Here is an 18,454-nt window from a genome sequence, read left to right as displayed (position 1 = left end):
GGGGCGACGTTCGCCGCCCCCGGACTCGGGTGACTCGGGCGCCGGGGCCTCAGCGGGCCTTGCGGCGCGAGCCGGGACGACGCTCGCTGGGCCGGTAGACCGGCTCGCCCGCCGCGGTCGCGGTGTCGCGGCGCCTGGCCCCGAAGTCTGCCAGGGCCTGGGCCAGCGCGGCCGCCGACGGCGCCGGGGCCATCACGTCGACCCGCAGGCCGTGCTCCTCTGCGGTCTTGGCGGTGGCCGGGCCGATGCAGGCGATGACCGTGACGTTGTGCGGCTTGCCGGCGATGCCGACCAGGTTCCGCACGGTCGAGGACGAGGTGAACAGCACCGCGTCGAAGCCGCCGCCCTTGATCGCCTCGCGGGTCTCGGCCGGCGGCGGCGAGGCGCGCACCGTCCGGTACGCCGTCACGTCGTCGACCTCCCAGCCCAGCTCGACCAGGCCGGCCACCAGGGTCTCGGTGGCGATGTCGGCGCGCGGCAGCAGCACCCGGTCGATCGGGTCGAACACCGGGTCGTACGGCGGCCAGTCCTCCAGCAGCCCGGCGGCGGACTGCTCGCCGGACGGTACGAGGTCCGGCTTCACGCCGAAGTCCACCAGGGCCTGCGCGGTGGTCTCGCCGACCGCCGCGACCTTGATCCCGGCGAACGCCCGGGCGTCCAGGCCGTACTCCTCGAACTTCTCGCGGACGGCGCGCACCGCGTTCACCGAGGTGAAGGCGATCCACTCGTAGCGGCCGGTGACCAGGCCCTTGATCGCCCGCTCCATCTGCTGCGGGGTGCGCGGCGGCTCGACCGCGATGGTCGGCACCTCCTGCGGCACCGCGCCGTACGAGCGCAGCTGCTCGGAGAGGCCGGTGGCCTGCTCCTTGGTGCGCGGCACCAGCACGTTCCAACCGAACAGCGGCTTGGTCTCGAACCAGGAGTGCGAGGCGCGGTGGGCGACCTGCTCGCCCACCACGGCTATCACCGAGGTCGCCGGGTCCACCGGGGCGGAGACCGGCGAGGGCAGCACCCGGGCCACCTTGAGGTCCGCCGCGATGGTGGCCAGGGTGGCGGTGAAGGTGCGCTGACGGGTGGTGGTGCCGGAGAGCGTCGCGCTGAGCGCCGACTCCGGCTTGCGGCCGTTGGAGACCAGCGCGTTGGCGGTGGCCGGCAGCTGGCCCAGCGTGGTGCGCACCACCAGGGTGGTCTCCGGCGCGCCCAGGTCCACCGGGCTGCCGGCGAGCAGCGCCGCGCCGTCCACGAACCGGACGTCGGTGCCGCCCACGCCGCGCAGCGGGACGCCCGCGTAGGCCGGGACGCCGACCGACTGGGCGACGCCCGGGATCACCTCGAAGTGGATGCCGTGACCCGCGCAGCCGAGCATCTCCTCGGCGGCGCAGCCGTCCAGACCGGGGTCGCCGTCGACCGTCCGGACCACGTGCTTGCCCGAGCGGACCGCCTCGGCGACCAGCTCGGCCAGGTCGAACTCCGGGCCCTCGGCGCCGGGGGTGTGCACCTGCACACCGGCCGGACAGTGGCTGCGCACGGCGGCGGCGGTCAGCGGGTCGGCGACCAGGATGTCGGCCGAGGCCAGCACCTCGACCGCGCGCAGGGTCAGCAGGCCCGGGTCCCCGGGGCCCGCGCCCAGGAAGGTGCACCGGCCCGCGGCGGGCGCCCCGCCCGGGAAGGGGCTGTCGGCCGGGAACGGGGTCTCGGTGGCGGCGGTGGGGCTCATCGGGCTCGCTCCCCCATCAGGGTGGCCGCGCCCGCGTCGAGCAGCCGGGCGGCCAGGGCGCGGCCGAGGGCCGCCGCCTGCCGCTCGGCGGTCTCGTCGAGGACGATCGGACCGTTGGCGGACATCTTCAACAGGGTGGCGCCGTCGACGGTGCCGACCACGCCCTCCAGCCGCAGTTCGGACGCGTGGCCCCAGGTGGCCAGCGCGGCGACCGGTGCGGAGCAGCCGGCCTCCAGGGTGGCGAGCAGGGCACGCTCGGCGGCCACCGCGACCCGGGTGGGGGCGTGGTCGAGGGCGGACAGCGCGGCGGCCAGCCCGCCCTGGGCGGCGGTGCACTCGATGGCGAGCGCGCCCTGGCCGGGGGCCGGGATCATCAGCTCGGGGTCGAGGTGCTCGGTGATCTCGGCGGCGCGGCCGAGGCGGTTCAGCCCGGCGGTGGCCAGCACCACCGCGTCCAGCTCACCGGAGGACACGAAGCCGATCCGGGTGTCCACGTTGCCGCGGATCGCGACCGTCTCGATCTGGGCGCCGCGGGCGCGGGCCCAGGCGTTGAGCTGGGCCATCCGGCGCGGGGAGCCGGTGCCTATCCGGGCGGTGCGGCCGGCGCCGGCCAGCTTCTCCACCAGCTCGCCCAGCGCCAGGCCCTCGCGCGCCACCAGGGCGTCGCGCACGTCCTCGCGCACGGGGACGGCGGCCAGCGCCAGTCCCTCGGGCTCGGCGGTGGGCAGGTCCTTCAGCGAGTGCACGGCGAAGTCGATCCGGCCCTCCAGCAGTGCGTCGCGCAGAGCGGAGACGAACACGCCGGTGCCGCCGATCTGTGCCAGCGCCTCCCGGGAGGTGTCGCCGTAGGTGGTGATCTCCACCAGCTCGACGGGGCGCCCGGTGACCCTGGTCACCTCGCGGGCGACCATGCCCGACTGGGCCATGGCGAGCGCGCTGCGCCGGGTGCCGAGCCGCAGCGCTGCGGTGGCGGCCGGGGCCTGGTCGGTGAGCGGTTGACCATTCATGAGGTGATCGTCCCGGTGGTACTCGTGGGATGGCTGACGGTTCATCTGGCGCCCCCGCCCGAAGGCTGCTGGGTGCCGATCGGGGTGCCCGAGACCGCGTGCACGGCCGCCGGGTCGAGGTCGAACAGCTCGCGCAGCGCGTCCGCGTAGGAGGCGCCGCCCGGCTCGGCCGCGAGCTGCTTCACCCGCACGGTCGGGGCGTGCAGCAGCTTGTCGACGACACGGCGGACGGTCTGGGTGATCTCGGCGCGGGAGCGCTCGTCCAGGGCGGGCAGCCGCGCGTCGAGGCGGCCCAGCTCGGCGGCGACCACGTCGGAGGCCATCGCGCGCAGCGCCACCACGGTCGGGGCGATCCGGGCGGCCCGCTGGGCGGCGCCGAAGGCGGTGACCTCGTCGGCGACGATGCCGGCGACGGCGTCGACGTCCCCGGCGCCGGGGCTGGCGGCGTGGGCGTGCGAGAGGCTCTCCAGGTCGACCAGGAGCGCGCCGGGCAGCTCGTGCACGGCGTGGTCGACGTCGCGCGGCATGGCGAGGTCGAGCAGGGCGAGCGGGGTCTCGCCGGCCCGTGCGGCGACGGCGGCGGCGACCTCCTCGGCCCCGATCACCACGCCGGCCGCGCCGGTGCAGGAGATCACCAGGTCGACGTCGGCCAGGGCCTCGGGCACCTTGGCCAGCTCGACCGTCCGGGCCACGCCGGCGCCGAGGATCTCGACCAGGCGCTCGGCGCGCTCGGGCGTCCGGTTGGCGATCAGCAGGTCGGTCACGCCGGAGCGGACCAGCGTGGCGGCGGCCAGCGAGCTCATCGAGCCGGCGCCGACCACCAGGGCGCGCTTGCCCGCGATCTCGCCCGCGCCGGCCGCGACCTGCTCCAGGCCGAAGGTGACCAGCGTCTGGCCGGCCTTGTCGATGCCGGTCTCGCTGTGCGCCCGCTTGCCGACCCGCAGGGCCTGCTGGAACAGCTCGTTCAGACCGCGGCCGGCGGTGTGCTCGTCCTGGGCCTTGGCCAGGGCGTCCCGCAGCTGGCCGAGGATCTGGCCCTCGCCGACCACCATCGAGTCCAGGCCGCAGGCCACCGAGAAGAGGTGGTGGACGGCGCGGTCCTCGTAGTGGACGTAGAGGTGGGAGGTCAGCTCCTCCAGGTCCACCCCGCTGTGGTGGGCCAGCAGCAGCGACAGCTCGGCGACGCCGGCGTGGAACTTGTCCACGTCCGCGTACAGCTCGATCCGGTTGCAGGTGTTCAGCAGCGCGGCCTCGGCGACGGTCGCGGTGGCCGCCGCGTCGTGCAGCAGCCGGGTCGGGACGTCACCGGTCAGGGCGGCGCGCTCCAGCACGCCGACCGGGGCGGTGCGATGACTCAGTCCTACGACGAGAAGGCTCATGCCCGCCCCCTGGTGCCACGGATGCCGGTCGTCGTCCGCCCGGCCCGCGGGGCCCGGAGGCCGATGCGCACCGCGCACGCCTTCCCGATGGTTCGCTCGCTCACGCCGGCATCACCGCGGAGAGCTCGCCCTCGCCGCCGGCCTTGCCGGGCTTGGCCGTCGCCTCGCCGTCCTGGGCCGGCTCGACGGCGGGACGGGCCTTGCCGCCGCCGGCGGCGGCACGGCGCAGCTTGGCCGCGGCCGCGCGGACCGGGCCGGGGGCGCGGTCCAGTACCGACTCGGTGCGGTCCGGCTCCTCGCCCGCCTTGCGCTGCTCGTGGAAGGCCAGGATCTGCAGCTCGATGGAGAGGTCCACCTTGCGCACGTCCACGCCGTCCGGGACGGTCAGGACGGTCGGGGCGAAGTTCAGGATGCTGGTCACACCGGCCTCGACCAGACGGTCGCAGACCTGCTGGGCGGCGCCGGGCGGGGTGGTGATCACACCGATGGAGACGTGCTGGTTCTCCACGATGGACTCCAGTTCGTCCATGTGCCGCACCGGCAGGCCGGCCGCGCTGCTGCCGACCACGGCGGGGTCGGCGTCCAGCAGGGCCGCCACCCGGAACCCGCGGGAGGCGAAGCCGCCGTAGTTGGCGAGCGCGTGGCCGAGGTTGCCGATGCCGACGATGACGACCGGCCAGTCCTGGGTCAGGCCCAGCTCGCGGGAGATCTGGTAGACGAGGTACTCGACGTCGTAGCCGACGCCGCGGGTCCCGTACGAGCCCAGATAGGAGAAGTCCTTGCGCAGCTTCGCGGAGTTCACGCCGGCGGCGGCCGCCAGCTCCTCCGAGGAGACCGTCGGCACGGAACGCTCGGAGAGCGCGGTGAGTGCCCGCAGGTAGAGGGGAAGACGGGCGACGGTCGCCTCCGGGATGCCCCGGGCACGCGAGGGTCGGCGCGCGGCGCCCTGGTCGGGCGTCTGCGAACTGCTCTGTGGTGATCGGCCGATTGCCACGGTGCTCCTGTGGGTGAAGCTGGGCTTTGGCAGCCAGGCTATGCGTTTGTGAACGTGTGCACAAAGATGGTGTCCGTTTTGTCCCCGCACAGTGATGCGCATCACGCCGACGAGTCCATAGCACCGGTGTGCGACGGCGCCGCCGCCGGGGGCTGTGCACCGGGTGTCCGCGGGCCGTACGGCGGCTCGCGGCGGAGCACCGGGGCGACCGCGCCGGCCCCCTGCGAGCGGGCCCGGCCCAGCCTCGGCCACGGCACCCGGGCCGCCTCGCGCAGCGGCGCCGCCCAGTCGTCGGGCGGGGAGGACGGCGCCCCCAGGCAGTACCGGAGCAGGCCCGCGGTGGCCCGGGCGTCCCCCAGCGCGGTGTGCGCCGGGAACCGGCCGAGCCCGGCCGCCTCCGCGCAGGCCGTCAGGCCGAAGCCGCCCGCCTCCGCCAGGTGCGCGCGGGCCAGCCGCATCGTGCAGAGCAGCGGGACGGGCGGCAGCGCCACCCCGATCCGGGCGAACTCGCGATCGAGGAAGGCGTGGTCGCAGGTGACGTGGTGGCCCACCAGCACCCGGCCGGCCAGCAGCTCCAGCAGCCGCGGCGCGATCTCGCGGAACCGGGGGGCGCCCTCGACGTCGGCCTGGGCTATCCGGTGCACGTGGGTCGGGCCGACCGGGCCCGCCGGATCCAGCAGGGTGCAGAACTCGGCCTCCGGACGGAGCCGGTCGTCCAGCAGCACGACGGCGACCTCGACCACCCGGTGGCGCCACGGGCTGCGGCCGGTCGTCTCCACGTCCACCACCGCGAAACCCCCGGGCGCCGGCGGGGCGACGGGCGTCCCTGGGGTCGGGCCGGGAAGCATGGCGACACTCCTCGTGTGCTCAGCCCCCCATGGGCGCAAACGAGTTCGATCGTAAGCCGACCAACGGCGCGGGCCCCAGGCCCGCTCCGGGATTCTTCACAACGATTCGGCGAACCGCCCCCGCCGGTCGGCGGGGCGGCGGCGCCCTCGCGCCGGGCCGGGCCGGGCGGCCTCAGGCCCCGAGGGCGGCCCGCAGACGGCGCTCGTCGACCCGCCAGAAGTCGTGCTGGCGGCCGTCGATCAGGGTGACCGGAATCTGCTCCCCGTACGTGCGGTACAGCTCCTCGTCCTGGGTGATGTCCTTCTCCTCGAAGGCCGCGCCCAGCTCGCCGGTCACCCGGACGATCACCTCCCGGGCGTCGTCGCACAGGTGGCAGCCCGGCTTGCCGACCAGGGTCACGGTGCGGTCGGCCGGCTTCGGGCTCTGGTTCTTGTCACGTCGCAGCAGTGGGCTCACCCGGCCATTGTGCGCCCGCCTTACACCCGGCCCTCGCCGCGGCCGGCCCTCCGCCCGGCCGGCCCGCCGTGCGCCGAACCGGCGCTGTTCACCCCGTGGGCACGTCGCCGTCACGGCTCCTCCCGGCCCGGCTGGCTATGCTCGGAGGCATGGCCGTGCTCCGAAGGCTCACCCAGGCAAGGCGTTCCACCACCGAGCGGAGCGCCCTGGCCGGCGAGGCCGCCGCCGAGGCCGCGGAGGCCGCCCTGCGGGCCGCGCCCCAGGTCCCGGCCACCCCCGCCGGGCCGGCTCCGGCCGCCACCGCCCCGGACCGGACCGCGAAGGCCCCCAAGGCGCCCGCCGAGAACCACACCCCCGAGCGGGACGACCCGCGCGCCGCCGCCTTCTTCGACTGCGACAACACCATCCTGCGCGGCGCCGCGATCTTCTACCTCGGGGTCGGCCTCTACCGCCGCGGCTTCCTCACCCGCCGCGACATCGCCCGGTTCGCCTGGCAGCAGGCCTGGTTCCGGCTGCACGGCACCGAGGACCCGGACCACATGGCCGACGCCCAGCACACCGCGCTCGGCCTGGTCGCCGGCAAGCGCACCGCCGACCTCGAAGCCATCTGCGAGGAGGTCTTCGAAGAGGTCATCGCCGAGAAGATCTGGCCCGGCACCCGCGCCCTGGTCCAGATGCACCTGGACGCCGGCCAGCGGGTCTGGCTGGTCACCGCCGCCCCGCTGGAGGTGGCCCGGATCATCGCCCGGCGGCTGGGCATGACCGGCGCGCTCGGCACCGTCGCCGAGGCCCGGAGCGGCCTGTACACCGGCCGGCTGGTCGGCGAACTGCTGCACGGACCGGCCAAGGCGGCGGCCGTCCGCGCGCTGGCCCGCCGCGAGCGGCTCGACCTGGACCGCTGCGCCGCGTACAGCGACTCGGCCAACGACATCCCGATGCTCTCGCTGGTCGGGCATCCGTACGTGGTGAACCCCGACGGCGCGCTGCGCCGGCACGCCCGGGCCCAGGGCTGGCGGGTCCGGGACTTCCGGACCGGGCGGAAGGCGGCCCGGGTCGGCCTCCCGGCCGCCGCCGCGCTCGGCGTGGCCGCCGGGGCGACGGCCGCCGGCATCGCCCTGCACCGCCGCCACCGCGCCTGAGGCCGCGCCCGCGCCACACCCGGCCCGACACGCCCCTCGACGGGTGAGCGGCCGTCAATCCGTACACCGAACAGGGCGCCCGTACGGGCTAACCCCCCTCCGCCACCGGAGAGCCCGGAGCGTCCGACCGAACCTGTCAGCCGGTGACCGGTTCTGATCGTTCGTCAGACGGGGAAAGTCAGGGGTTACCGAGGCCAACCACGGGGAAACCGGCCGTCCGACCGCTGAATTGGTCACCCGGTGCACCTGTTCGATCACGTTGAGCCGGATGAACGATGACACGTTCGGTCAGTGTCAGCCGAATATGCACGCCATGTGGATCCCAAACGACCACTTCGACCACACGGTGTAGCTGTCATTGCACAAAGCGTTATTCTCTCCTGGATGCACGTCACCCACGCGCCCCGCTCGAACGGGCGGTGTGGGTGTGCTCTCCGCGCAGGCGGAGGTGATCCGTCCACAGTTCTGCCTCTGGGAGTCCCGTGTACCCACCCGTCCGGAACGACGCGCCTGCACCCTCCCGCCCGTCGCCCGCCCCCCTGCGCTCCCGCACCAGCCTGCGCGGCCGCCCGGCCTCGGCCCGGCAGATCTCCACCGGTCTGGAGCTGCTGCGCACCCTGCTGCGCAGCCAACTCGTCGTCTCGCCCCAGCTGGTGACCGCCGGAGCCCCGCTCGGCCACCAGCAGCCGCACCCGGCCGGCCCGGCCCTGCGCACCACCGCCGCCGGCTCCACCGGCACCGGCTCCACCGGCACCGGCTCGCGCGGGCGGACCGGAGCCGCCGGCACCAGCGGCCGCAGCCGGGCCCGGACGGCCCCGGCGCCCGGCTACGAGACCGAGCACAACCCGATCATGGAGTTGGTCGAGCGTGCCCAGGCCGGCGAGAGCGACGCCTTCGGCAGCCTCTACGACCACTACGCGGACACCGTCTACCGCTACATCTACTACCGGGTCGGCAGCCGGGCCACCGCCGAGGACCTCACCAGCGAGACCTTCCTGCGCGCGCTGCGCCGGATCGGCACCTTCACCTGGCAGGGCCGCGACTTCGGCGCCTGGCTGGTGACCATCGCCCGCAACCTGGTGGCCGACCACTTCAAGTCCAGCCGGTTCCGGCTGGAGGTCACCACGGGCGAGATGCTCGACTCCAACGAGTGCGAACGCAGCCCGGAGGAGTCGGTGTTGGAGTCGCTCTCCAACGCGGCCCTGCTGGACGCGGTGCGCCGGCTCAACCCGCAGCAGCAGGAGTGCGTCACGCTCCGCTTCCTGCAGGGGCTCTCGGTGGCGGAGACGGCCCGGATCATGGGCAAGAACGAGGGCGCCATCAAGACGCTCCAGTACCGGGCGGTGCGGACGCTGGCCCGCCTGCTGCCGCCCGACGCGCGGTGAACGGGCCGATGACCGGGGGCGGCGGCGCGGACGGCGCCGGAGAGATACCCGGTGGACCGTCACCCACGGCGGCGGTCCGACACGTCCGGGTGAACGGTCGATCCGATGATCAGCCGTGCGTAACCGACCGCCCGCGCCGCTCGTTGGCCAGCGTGCAAGCCTCCACCAGGCGTACGGTCAAGTCGAATTGCGACCTCTCACCCGATGGAGTGGCTTTGGCCCGCCGAGGCAACCGTCCGGCAGGCCGGGGTGTCGACAACGACGAAGGGAGGTGTGGCCCGTGACGGCAAACGTGCTGGAGCACCGGCGGGTGAAGGCCTTCGCCGAGGCGCTGGAGGCCCACCAGGCAGAGGAACGCGGCGACGCCAGTGCCGGAACGGCCAACACCGCTTCCACCGGCGCCGGTTCGGCCGCGATGGCGGAGCTGGTCGGCATGGCCGGCGCACTCGGCGCGCTGCCCGGCCCGGCGCTGGCGCAGGAGGTCCGAACCGTCCAACGCGCCCAGCTGATGGCCGCGTTCGAGCAGGCGTTCGCCGGCGGACCGGGCGCCGCGGTGCCCCGCCAGCGCGGGCACCGGGCGGTCCGGAGCGCTCCGCGCGGCCGCTGGAGCCGCCGCTTCGCGATCGGTGGCCTGGTCGCCGGGCTCGCCGTCGGCAGCCTCGCCGGCGCGGCCGCCGCGAGTGCCAACGCCCTCCCCGGGGACACGCTGTACGGCATGAAGCGCGGCCTGGAAGGCCTCCGGCTGGACCTCGCGGGCTCCGACAGCGAGCGCGGCGAGCTGCTGCTGGACAACGCCGCCACCCGGCTCGGCGAGGCCAAGAGCCTGGTCGGCCGGACGGACGCGGCCGGCTCGCTCAGCCCGGGCACCGTCGACCAGGTCCGCAAGGCACTGGACGACATGCACGCCGACGCCCTCAAGGGCCGCGACCTGCTGCGCTCGGTCTACCGCAGCAACGGCTCGCTGGACCCGATGCGCGCCCTGGCGGGCTTCGCCCAGGACGAGGACGGCCACTGGAGCGAGTTGCAGGGCCGGCTGCCGGTCCAGCTGACCTCCCAGGCGCACCTGGTGGACCAGCTGTTCGACGACATAAGCGAGGACGTCGCGCCCCTGCGACTGGTCCAGGCCCCCGCCAAGAGCGGTGGACCGGCCGGCAGCGGGGCGGGCGGCGGAGCGGGCGCCCCGGCCGACGGCACCTCCCCGGCCGACACCCCGGCCGTCGGCGGCAACGCCGCACCGGGCGCCGGACCGGCCAAGGGCGGCGGCGCGGGAACCGCGAACGGCGGCAAGCCCGGCACCGGGCTTCTGGCCCCGTCCGCCGGGGCGAGTACGCCCGGCACCGTCGGCGGCGGCGCGCCCAGCGGCGCACCGAGCAAGGCGGCGGACGCGGTCGGCGGTCTGGTCGACAACCTCACCAGCGGGCTGACCGGTGCGAAGCCCTCGCCGAGCGCGGACCCGGCGCCGGACCAAGCGGCCCCGCAGCCGTCCGGCTCGCCCAGTGCCGCCCCCGGCGCCGCACCGCAGGGCGTCGAGGTGCCGCCGCTGATCCCCGGGCTGCTGCCCGGTCTGCGGATCCTCGGCGGCTGAGCCGGTCGGCCGCCGCAGCGGCCCGGCGAGTCCGGCAAGTCCGGCGAGTCCGGCAAGGAGGGGCCCGGCGGATCCGCCGGGCCCCTCCCGGGGCTGCCGGGCCCACCCGCGCGAGCTCGGGCCGGCGACACCAGGAGGGGCCCCGGGCGACCCCAGAAGAAGCCCGCGACCTCAGAAGAACACCGAACGCCGCTGCACCAACAGCTTGTAGAGCGTGTGCTGGATGGTCTCCCGCACCTCGTCGGCGAGGTCGAAGACCAGCATCGGGTCCTCCGCGGCCTCCGCCGGGTACCCGTCGGTGGCGATCGGCTCGCCGAACTGGATGGTCCACTTGGTCGGCAGCGGCACCGCGCCGAGCGGCCCGAGCCACGGGAAGGTCGGCGTGACCGGCACGTACGGCAGCCCCAGCAGCCGCGCCAGCGTCCGGAAGTTGCCGATCATCGGGTAGGTCTCCTCCGCCCCGACGATCGCGCAGGGGACGATCGGCACCCGGGCCCGCAGCGCCGAGGAGACGAAGCCGCCGCGCCCGAACCGCTGCAGCTTGTAGCGCTCGGAGAAGGGCTTGCCGATGCCCTTGAAGCCCTCCGGCCAGACCCCGACCAGCTCGCCGCGCTCCAGCAGCGCCCGGGCGTCCTCGTTGCAGGCCAGCGTATGGCCGGCCTTGCGCGCCAGCTCGTTGATGCCGGGCAGGACGAACACCAGGTCGGCCGCGAGCATCCGCAGGAAGCGCCCGCTCGGGTGGTGGTCGTGGATGGCGACCTGGGTCATCAGGGCGTCCAGCGGGATCGTCCCGGAGTGGTTGGCGACGATCAGCGCGCCGCCCTCCGCCGGGATGTTCTCGATGCCGCGCACCTCGACCCGGAAGTACTTCTCGGCGAGCGGGCGCAGCAGCGAGAGCAGCACCTCCTCGGTGAGCTCGCGGTCGAAGCCGAACTCGTCCACCTCGTAGTCGCCGGTGATCCGGCGGCGCAGGAAGGCGAGGCCCTCGGCGGCCCGGCCCTCCCAGCCCTTGCCCAACAGCCGGGTGGCGGCCGGGCCGAGCCGCCCGGACAGTGCCCCGCCGACGGCGTCGGCGAGCTGGTCGGCCAGGCCGGCGGGCCGGTCGGGCTCGCTCCAGCTGGGCGCGGACTCGATCGGGATGACCTTGGCCTCGCCCGGCGCGTTCTCGGCTGCGGCACTCATCGCGGGTTCAGCTCCTGGGTGGGCTCGGGTGCGAACGGGCGGCCGGCGCGTACTCCGGCCCGAGCAGCGCGGCCAGTCCGTCGGTGACGGCGGCGAGCCGCGCGGGCGGCAGCAGGCCGGCGGACTGGGCGGCGGCGAAGTCGGCGAAGGCCTCCGGGGTGGTGAACGCCGGCCGGTACCCGAAGGTCTCGCGCAGCCGGGTGGTGTCCACGACCCGGCCGTGGGTGAGCAGCCGCAGCTGCTCGGGCGAGAAGTCGACCATCCTGGTCTGCCGGGCCAGCGCCGCCATCCAGCTGATCGCGGGCAGCAACAGCGGCAGGGTCGGCCGGCCGAGCCGACGGGCGCACTGGGAGAGCAGCAGGACGCCCTCCCCGGCCACGTTGAAGGTGCCGGTGTTGACGGTGCCCGGCTCCGGGGGCCGCGCCGCCCGGCAGAGCACGGCGAGCACGTCGTCCTCGTGGGCGAACTGCAGCCGGGGGTCGTACCCGAGGACGGTGGGCAGCACCGGCAGCGCGAGGTACTCGCAGAGCGGGGTGTCGGCGGCGGGGCCGACGATGTTGGCGAACCGCAGTACGGTCACCGCGACGTCGGGGCGGCGCCGGGCGAAGCCGCGGACGTAGCCCTCGACCTCCACCGCGTCCTTGGCGAAGCCGCCGCCCGGCAGGTTCTTGGGCTGGGTCCGCTCGGTGAACACGGCCGGATCGCGCGGCGCCGAGCCGTAGACGCCGGTGGTCGACTTCACCACCAGGCGGCGCACTCCGGGTGCCTTCTGGCAGGCGCCGAGCAGCTGCATGGTGCCGATGACATTGGACTCCTTGACCGCGGCGCGGTTCGTGGAGCCCAGCCCGGTGGCGCTGACGGCGAGGTGCACGACGGTGTCGACCCCGTGCTCGGCGATCACCCGGGCGACCGCCGGACGGCGCAGGTCCAGCTGCTGGAAGCGGTACGGGGCGGCGGGGCTCGCCGGCTCCTCGACGGGGTGCCGGGGCGGCTGCACGTCCACGCCGACCACCAGGTCGACGCCGGGCCGGCGGCGGATCTCCGCGACGAACCGGGCACCGAGGTGGCGGGCCACGCCGGTGACGAGCACGACCATGCCCACGGTGCTGCACCCCATTCCTCGGCCTGAACCGGCCCTGCGTGCACCGTACCGCGCTGCCCCGTCGGGCTGTGAAACGACACCGCCCGCCCGGGCCACGAGGGCCTGGACGGGCGGTGGAAGCGCCGGGCGCGCCAAGGCGCGGCGGGCGCTTACTTCTTGTTGCGACGCTGCACGCGGGTCCGCTTCAGAAGCTTGCGGTGCTTCTTCTTGGCCATACGCTTGCGACGCTTCTTGATGACAGAGCCCACGGAACAACCCTCGCTCACTGAGACTCCCGTCCGTGAGAGACGGAGTCCATACGACTGACGGAGGGCCTAAGCCTACCGTCCGCGCGGCCAGGGCCGTAATCGTGCTCTCCGGACCGGGAAACTCGCGGGAAATCTCCGGCAAACGAGCGCGGGGTCCACCGGCTGTGAACCCCGCCCCCGTCAGCCCGCCCTACGCGCTTTCGAGCCGCACGTAGGACTCCTTGAGGTACTCGTGCACCGCCTGCTGGGGCACCCGGAAGGACCGACCGACCCGGATGGCCGGCAGCTCTCCGCTGTGCACCAACCGGTACACCGTCATCTTGGACACCCGCATGACCGCGGCCACCTCCGCCACGGTCAGGAAGACGACTTCCTGCAGGGGGCGTTCGCCGGAACTCATGACCATCACCCGACCCTTACCCGTGTGCAAGGCACCGGCTTCCCCTCCGGTGACTCCACCGGCACACGTGTATCCCCAGAGTAGTTATGGGTGGTACCAGTGGGAAGAGGGGGAAGCCCAGTCCTCGTACGGTGAGAGATAGTCCTGTTGCAGTACGTAGTCACTCGGCGATCTGTAGCAGTGACCGTGCGCACCGCCCCGCTCCTCCACAACCGGGGGCCTGGATTCAGGGCAGCAGGCCGTGGTGCGGCAGGACGGCGCGGCGGGTGGCCAGGATCGCCTGGTCGAGGCGGTCGGCCGGATCGTATCCCGCGTCGAAGTCCCGCCAGACCGGCCGGGCGCCGTCGGTCATCCGCAGCGGGGCCGGGCGGCGGGTGCGCCGGTAGACCTCGGCGCGCCAGGCCTCCGGCGTCTCGGTGGCCGGGTCGACGGGCCGCCCGGCGGCGGTGGCGACGAGATGGGTCCAGGTCCGCGGGACGACGTCCACGACGGCGTACCCGCCGCCGCCCAGGGCGATCCAGCGGCCGTCGGCGTGCTCGTGGGCCAGGGCGTGCAGGTCCTCGGCGATCAGCCGCTGGGCGTCCACGGTGACGGCGAGGTGGGCGAGCGGGTCCTCCACGTGGGTGTCCGCGCCGTGCTGGGTGACCAGGACCTGCGGGCGGAAGGCGGCCAGCAGCTCGGGCACCACGGCGTGGAAGGCGCGCAGCCAGCCGGAGTCGCCGGTACCGGCCGGCAGCGGCAGGTTGACCGCGGAGCCGGGCGCGGCCGGGCCCCCGGTCTCGGTGGCCCAGCCGGTCTGCGGGAAGAGCGTGGCGGGGTGCTCGTGCAGCGACACGGTGAGCACCCGGGGGTCGTCCCAGAAGGCCTGCTGGACGCCGTCGCCGTGGTGGACGTCCACGTCGACGTAGGCGACCCGCTCGGCGCCGAGTTCGAGCAGCCGGGCGATGGCCAGCGCGGGGTCGTTGTAGATGCAGAAGCCGGACGCCCGGCCGGGCATCGCGTGGTGCAGGCCACCGGCGAAGTTGACGGCGTGCGGGGCCTCGCCGCGCCAGACGGCCTCGGCGGCGGCGACCGACTGCCCGGCGATCAGCGCGGAGGCGGAGTGCAGGGCGGGGAAGGCCCAGTTGTCGTCGGTGCCGAGCCCGTGCCGCCGGTCCACCTCGTCGGGGTGGGCGGCGGCGTGCTTCACCGCCTCCACGTACGCGCGGGTGTGGACCAGCCGCAGGGTGGAGTCACCGGCGGGCGGTGCGGACCGGACGGTGACGCCCGGCCCGGAGTCCAGCCCCAGGGACTCCACCAGGCGCATGGTGAGCGCCAGCCGGTCCGGGTCCATCGGGTGGCCGGGACCAAAGTCGTAGGCGGTGACCGCCTCGTCCCAGAAGAGGTGCAGGCCGCAGGGGGTGTCACGCTCGGCTTCGGGCATGGCGTCCACGGTAGTGCGTGCGCGCGGTGCGACGGCCGCCAGGTCGCGTCCGACGGCGGTGCGGCGGCCGGGCGGGCGGGTCCCGGTGGGCCGGGGACCCGGTCCGGTCCGGTCAGATCCGATCCGATCCGATCCGCGAAGGCTCGGGGTCAGGCCCGCGCCGGGACGAGCGCCGGGGCCGGGGCGAACCGGTCGGCCAGCGGCAGGACGGCCAGCACCAGGAGCATCGGGGCGAGCAGCGCCCAGCGGTACGAACTCGCGTCCGCGAGCGCGCCCACCAGCGGCGAACCGATCAGGAACCCCACGTAGTTGAAGAGGTTGAGCCGGGCCACGGCGGCGTCCGAGTCGGCCGGCAGCAGCCGCCCGCCGGCCGCGAACACCTGCGGGATGATCGCGCAGATCCCGAACCCGAGCACGGTGAACCCGGCGATCCCGGCCCAGGCGCCGGGCGCGGCGGCGGCGATCGCGAAGCCCAGCGCGGCCAGCGCGGCGCCGCCGCGGACCACCGGGACGGCGCCCCAGCGCTGCACCGCGCGGTCGCCCAGCGCACGGCCGAGCAGCATCGCCACCATGTAGCCGAGGTAGGAGAGCTTGGCGACGTCCTCGGCACTGCCCAGACCGTCGGTCAGGTACTTGACGCTGTAGTTGGAGACCGAGGCGTCCGCGATGTACGCGAAGGCCATCGCCAGGCAGAGCGGCAGCAGCGGCCGCCACGGGACCACCCGGGCCGCCGCCTCGGCGGCCTCCCGGACGGCGTCACCGAGTTCGGCCGGCCCGGGGAACCGAGTGCCGGCCAGCAGCGCGAGCGGGGCGATCACCGCGGCGGCCGTCCCGAACAGCACCGGCAGGCCGAGGTGGTAGTGCGAACCGAGGCCGGTCACGACCGTCCCGAGGATGCCGCCGAGGCTGAACGCGGCATGGAAGCCGAGCATGATCGAGCGGCCGTAGCGGCGCTGCAGGCCGACCCCGAGCATGTTCATGCTGGCGTCCAGCGCACCGACCAGCAGGCCGAACGCGCCGAGCGCGAGCGCCAGTTGCCAGAGCGTGCGGCCGAACCCCGCGCCGGCCAGGCTGAGGCAGACGGCGGGCTGGACGACCCGCAGCACCGCCCGGGCGCCGGTCCGCCGCACCACCTGCTCGGAGACGATCGACCCCACCCCGGCCAGGATCGGCACGGCGGCCAGGAAGACCGGCAGCAGCGCGTCGCTCAGCCCGTACCGGTCCTGGATCTCGGGGATGCAGGTGACCAGCAGGGCGAAGGTGACGCCCTGCAGCAGGAAGCTCGCCGCGAGCGCGGCCCGGCCCGCCCGCAGCCGTGGCGGTGTCCCGGTACTGGGCGCTGTCCCGATCCTCACGCACACCCCGCTACTGGCCGGTACGACGATGTTGGCGAGAGCGTAGGGGGTGGGGCGGCTTTTGGGGAGGGGGTGCGCGGCCGGGACTCGCGACCGGTCCCTAACCGAGCAGCGCGGCGGCCTCGGCGAGGTCCCCGATCAGACCGGTGGCGCCCGCCGCCGTCAGCCGCGCCGGGTCGGTGAGCGCGGTGTAGCCGTACACGTCCATCCCGGCGGCCCGGGCGGCCAGCACCCCGTTGACGCTGTCCTCCAGCACCAGGCAGCGGGCCGGGTCGACGCCCAGGGTGCGGGCGGCGTGCAGGAAGAGGTCGGGCGCCGGCTTGCCGACGCCGACGTCCTGCGCGCTGAAGATCCGCTCCTCGGGGAAGTAGCCGCGCAGACCGGTGACGTCGAGGGCGGTGCGGATCCACTCGTGGTGCGCCGAGGAGGCCAGGCAGAACGGCACGGAGCGCTGCCCGAGCTCCTTCAGCAGCGTCTCCGCGCCCCGCACGGCGGTGAGTTCGGCCCCGAAGGTGGCGAACACCCGGGCGTGGAACAGCTCGTCGAAGCCCTCCGGGAGCCTCGCGCCGTCGTGGCGCTCGGCGATCACGTCGTGGATCCGGTGGGCCGCGGTGCCCATGAAGTCCCGGTAGGACTCCTCGATCGTGGTCGGGTAGCCGAGTTCGGTGAGGTACTCGGCGAGCAGCCGGTTGGAGAGCGGCTCGCTGTCCACCAGCACACCGTCGTTGTCGAAGATCACCAGGTCGTAGGCCATGCGGTCGAGCCTACTGGGCGGCCTACTTGCCGCCGGAGGCCAGCTCCCGCGAGCGGTCCCGGGCGGCCTCCAGGGCGCCCAGCAGCGCGGCCCGCACCCCGTGGTTCTCCAGCTCGCGGATGGCCGCGATGGTGGTGCCGGCCGGCGAGGTGACCGCCTCGCGCAGCTTCACCGGGTGCTCGCCGGAGTCCCGCAGCATCACCGAGGCGCCGATCGCGGACTGCACGATCAGGTCGTGCGCCACGTGCCGGGGCAGGCCGAGCAGGATGCCGGCGTCGGTCATCGCCTCGACCAGGAAGTAGAAGTACGCCGGGCCCGAGCCGGAGAGCGCCGTCGCCGCGTCCTGCTGGGACTCGGGCAGTCGCAGCGCCTTGCCGACCGAGCGGAAGATCTCCTCGGCCCGCTCCAGGTGCGCCTCGGTGGCGTGCGAGCCGCCGGAGATCACACTCATGCCCTCGTCCACCAGGACGGGCGTGTTGGGCATCACCCGGACCACCGGGGTACCGGCCGCCAGCCGCTCCTCGAACCAGGCGGTGGGGATGCCGGCCGCGGCCGAGATCACCAGCCGGTCCGCGCCGACGTGCGGCGCCAGCTCGTCCAGCAGGGTCCCCATGTCCTGCGGCTTCACCGCGAGGATCAGGGTGTCGGCGAGCTTGGCGGCCTCGTGGTTGCCCACCACGCCGACGCCGTACTTCGCGGCCAGCTCGGCGGCCCGCTCCGGCCGGCGGGCGGTCACCAGGACGTCCGCCGGGTCCTTCCCGGCCCGCAGCAGACCGGAGAGCAGCGCCTCCCCGATCTTGCCCGTCCCGAGGAAGGCGATCTTCTGCCCGTGCGCCGCGCCGCTGCCCATGCCCGCTCCTTGCATCCGTTCCTGCCGCCATCCTCGCACCGCTCCCCCGCGTGCGGCGGGACCGTCCACCCTCCGGAAGACCCGCGCCCGGCGCCCCGCCGGGCGCGGTGGGCCCTAGGGAGAAACTCGGGGTTCTCCCCTATGGCTTCGGGCCGTGCGCGGGCGCACCGTGGAGGCATGGCACACGGAGAGATGTCCCGACGTGAGAACCGGCAAGCCGCCGTCGCCGCCGCGACGCTGGGGCCGTGGCGGACGGCCGCGGGAGTCGGTGCGGTGGTGGGGGCGACCGCCCTGGGGATCGACGCGATCACCGGCGACTGGTCGCTGAGCATGCTGGCCGGTCCGGCCAGCTGGGCGCTGTTCTTCTTCTTCCTGGTCGGCACGGTGGGCGGCCAACTGCGCAAGGACACCGGCGACCGGCGGCTGCGCCGGTGGGCGGCCGCGCACCCGTGGAAGTCGGCGCTGCCGGCGGCGGGCGGGCTGCTGGTGCTGAACACGCTGGCGCAGACGATCCTCGGGGACGCGAGCCTGTTCGGCGCGTTCTTCCTCTCGCTGCTGCCGGCCGGCCTGCTGCTGGCCGTCGCGGGCGTGGTCGGTTCGGTGAAGCAGGCCCGCGGCAAGGGGTGACG

Annotated in this window: 18 protein-coding genes; 4 read left to right on the top strand and 14 right to left on the bottom strand. The window is 74.7% G+C overall.

All coding sequences use genetic code 11. From position 1 onward, the window contains the following. Positions 1-49 precede the first annotated feature (49 nt). The 6 genes from ACFXHB_RS03200 to ACFXHB_RS03175 form a co-directional block, all read right to left on the bottom strand. On the bottom strand, positions 50-1,717 hold the full coding sequence (locus tag ACFXHB_RS03200; RefSeq protein WP_380571592.1) for a uroporphyrinogen-III synthase: 1,668 nt from the start codon (positions 1,715-1,717) through the stop codon (positions 50-52). Further along, complete coding sequence (gene hemC / locus ACFXHB_RS03195) at positions 1,714-2,724, bottom strand: hydroxymethylbilane synthase (RefSeq protein ID WP_380571591.1); 1,011 nt, start codon at positions 2,722-2,724, stop codon at positions 1,714-1,716. Before hemC ends, ACFXHB_RS03200 begins: the two co-directional genes overlap by 4 nt. Before the next feature lie 41 nt (positions 2,725-2,765). Beyond that, the gene (locus ACFXHB_RS03190) at positions 2,766-4,103 is read right to left on the bottom strand and encodes a glutamyl-tRNA reductase (protein ID WP_380571590.1); all 1,338 of its coding nucleotides are present in this window, start codon (positions 4,101-4,103) and stop codon (positions 2,766-2,768) included. Between the two features lie 100 nt (positions 4,104-4,203). Then, positions 4,204-5,097, bottom strand: coding sequence for a redox-sensing transcriptional repressor Rex (locus ACFXHB_RS03185; protein WP_380571589.1), 894 nt, complete (start codon positions 5,095-5,097; stop codon positions 4,204-4,206). Between the two features lie 101 nt (positions 5,098-5,198). Beyond that, the gene (locus ACFXHB_RS03180) at positions 5,199-5,945 is read right to left on the bottom strand and encodes an exonuclease domain-containing protein (protein WP_380571588.1); all 747 of its coding nucleotides are present in this window, start codon (positions 5,943-5,945) and stop codon (positions 5,199-5,201) included. 172 nt (positions 5,946-6,117) lie between these two features. Further along, the gene (locus ACFXHB_RS03175; protein ID WP_380571587.1) at positions 6,118-6,402 is read right to left on the bottom strand and encodes a glutaredoxin family protein; all 285 of its coding nucleotides are present in this window, start codon (positions 6,400-6,402) and stop codon (positions 6,118-6,120) included. Positions 6,403-6,551: 149 nt separating this feature from the next. Between ACFXHB_RS03175 and ACFXHB_RS03170 the strand changes: the two genes are divergently transcribed. From ACFXHB_RS03170 to ACFXHB_RS03160, 3 genes are all read left to right on the top strand, one after another. Then, positions 6,552-7,541, top strand: coding sequence for an HAD family hydrolase (locus ACFXHB_RS03170; protein WP_380571586.1), 990 nt, complete (start codon positions 6,552-6,554; stop codon positions 7,539-7,541). 650 nt (positions 7,542-8,191) lie between these two features. Beyond that, the gene (locus tag ACFXHB_RS03165) at positions 8,192-8,926 is read left to right on the top strand and encodes an ECF subfamily RNA polymerase sigma factor, BldN family (protein ID WP_380571741.1); all 735 of its coding nucleotides are present in this window, start codon (positions 8,192-8,194) and stop codon (positions 8,924-8,926) included. Between the two features lie 280 nt (positions 8,927-9,206). Then, positions 9,207-10,511 carry a DUF5667 domain-containing protein gene (locus tag ACFXHB_RS03160; protein WP_380571585.1) on the top strand — a complete coding sequence of 435 codons (1,305 nt, stop codon included), beginning with the start codon at positions 9,207-9,209 and terminating at the stop codon, positions 10,509-10,511. Positions 10,512-10,682: 171 nt separating this feature from the next. Here ACFXHB_RS03160 and ACFXHB_RS03155 read toward each other — a convergent pair whose 3' ends face one another. From ACFXHB_RS03155 to proC, 8 genes are all read right to left on the bottom strand, one after another. Then, a complete protein-coding gene (locus ACFXHB_RS03155; RefSeq protein ID WP_380571584.1) occupies positions 10,683-11,693 on the bottom strand; it encodes a lysophospholipid acyltransferase family protein in 1,011 nt (336 codons plus the stop codon). Positions 11,694-11,700: 7 nt separating this feature from the next. Beyond that, a complete protein-coding gene (locus ACFXHB_RS03150) occupies positions 11,701-12,795 on the bottom strand; it encodes an NAD-dependent epimerase/dehydratase family protein (RefSeq protein WP_380571583.1) in 1,095 nt (364 codons plus the stop codon). 149 nt (positions 12,796-12,944) lie between these two features. After that, the gene (locus ACFXHB_RS03145) at positions 12,945-13,043 is read right to left on the bottom strand and encodes a 30S ribosomal protein bS22 (RefSeq protein WP_003948845.1); all 99 of its coding nucleotides are present in this window, start codon (positions 13,041-13,043) and stop codon (positions 12,945-12,947) included. 190 nt (positions 13,044-13,233) lie between these two features. Continuing rightward, positions 13,234-13,443 (bottom strand): helix-turn-helix domain-containing protein, encoded by a 210-nt coding sequence (locus ACFXHB_RS03140; protein WP_148644250.1) that lies wholly within the window; start codon positions 13,441-13,443, stop codon positions 13,234-13,236. Positions 13,444-13,669: 226 nt separating this feature from the next. Further along, complete coding sequence (locus tag ACFXHB_RS03135; RefSeq protein ID WP_380571582.1) at positions 13,670-14,866, bottom strand: acetoin utilization protein AcuC; 1,197 nt, start codon at positions 14,864-14,866, stop codon at positions 13,670-13,672. A gap of 149 nt (positions 14,867-15,015) precedes the next feature. Continuing rightward, positions 15,016-16,221, bottom strand: a complete 1,206-nt coding sequence (locus tag ACFXHB_RS03130) for an MFS transporter (protein ID WP_380571581.1) — start codon at positions 16,219-16,221, stop codon at positions 15,016-15,018. Between the two features lie 100 nt (positions 16,222-16,321). Further along, positions 16,322-16,975, bottom strand: a complete 654-nt coding sequence (locus tag ACFXHB_RS03125) for an HAD family hydrolase (protein WP_380571580.1) — start codon at positions 16,973-16,975, stop codon at positions 16,322-16,324. A gap of 22 nt (positions 16,976-16,997) precedes the next feature. Next, a complete protein-coding gene (gene proC / locus ACFXHB_RS03120) occupies positions 16,998-17,825 on the bottom strand; it encodes a pyrroline-5-carboxylate reductase (RefSeq protein WP_380571579.1) in 828 nt (275 codons plus the stop codon). A 177-nt stretch (positions 17,826-18,002) separates the two neighbouring features. Here proC and ACFXHB_RS03115 point away from each other — a divergent pair, with 177 nt between their 5' ends. Further along, complete coding sequence (locus tag ACFXHB_RS03115) at positions 18,003-18,452, top strand: hypothetical protein (RefSeq protein WP_380571578.1); 450 nt, start codon at positions 18,003-18,005, stop codon at positions 18,450-18,452. Positions 18,453-18,454: the final 2 nt, after the last annotated feature.

Origin of the sequence: Kitasatospora sp. NPDC059327 (genome assembly GCF_042752535.1) — a bacterium.
In the GTDB taxonomy this organism is placed as follows: domain Bacteria; phylum Actinomycetota; class Actinomycetes; order Streptomycetales; family Streptomycetaceae; genus Kitasatospora.
Note: the sequence above shows the minus strand (reverse complement) of the source record. Positions and strands in the feature narration are given on the sequence as shown.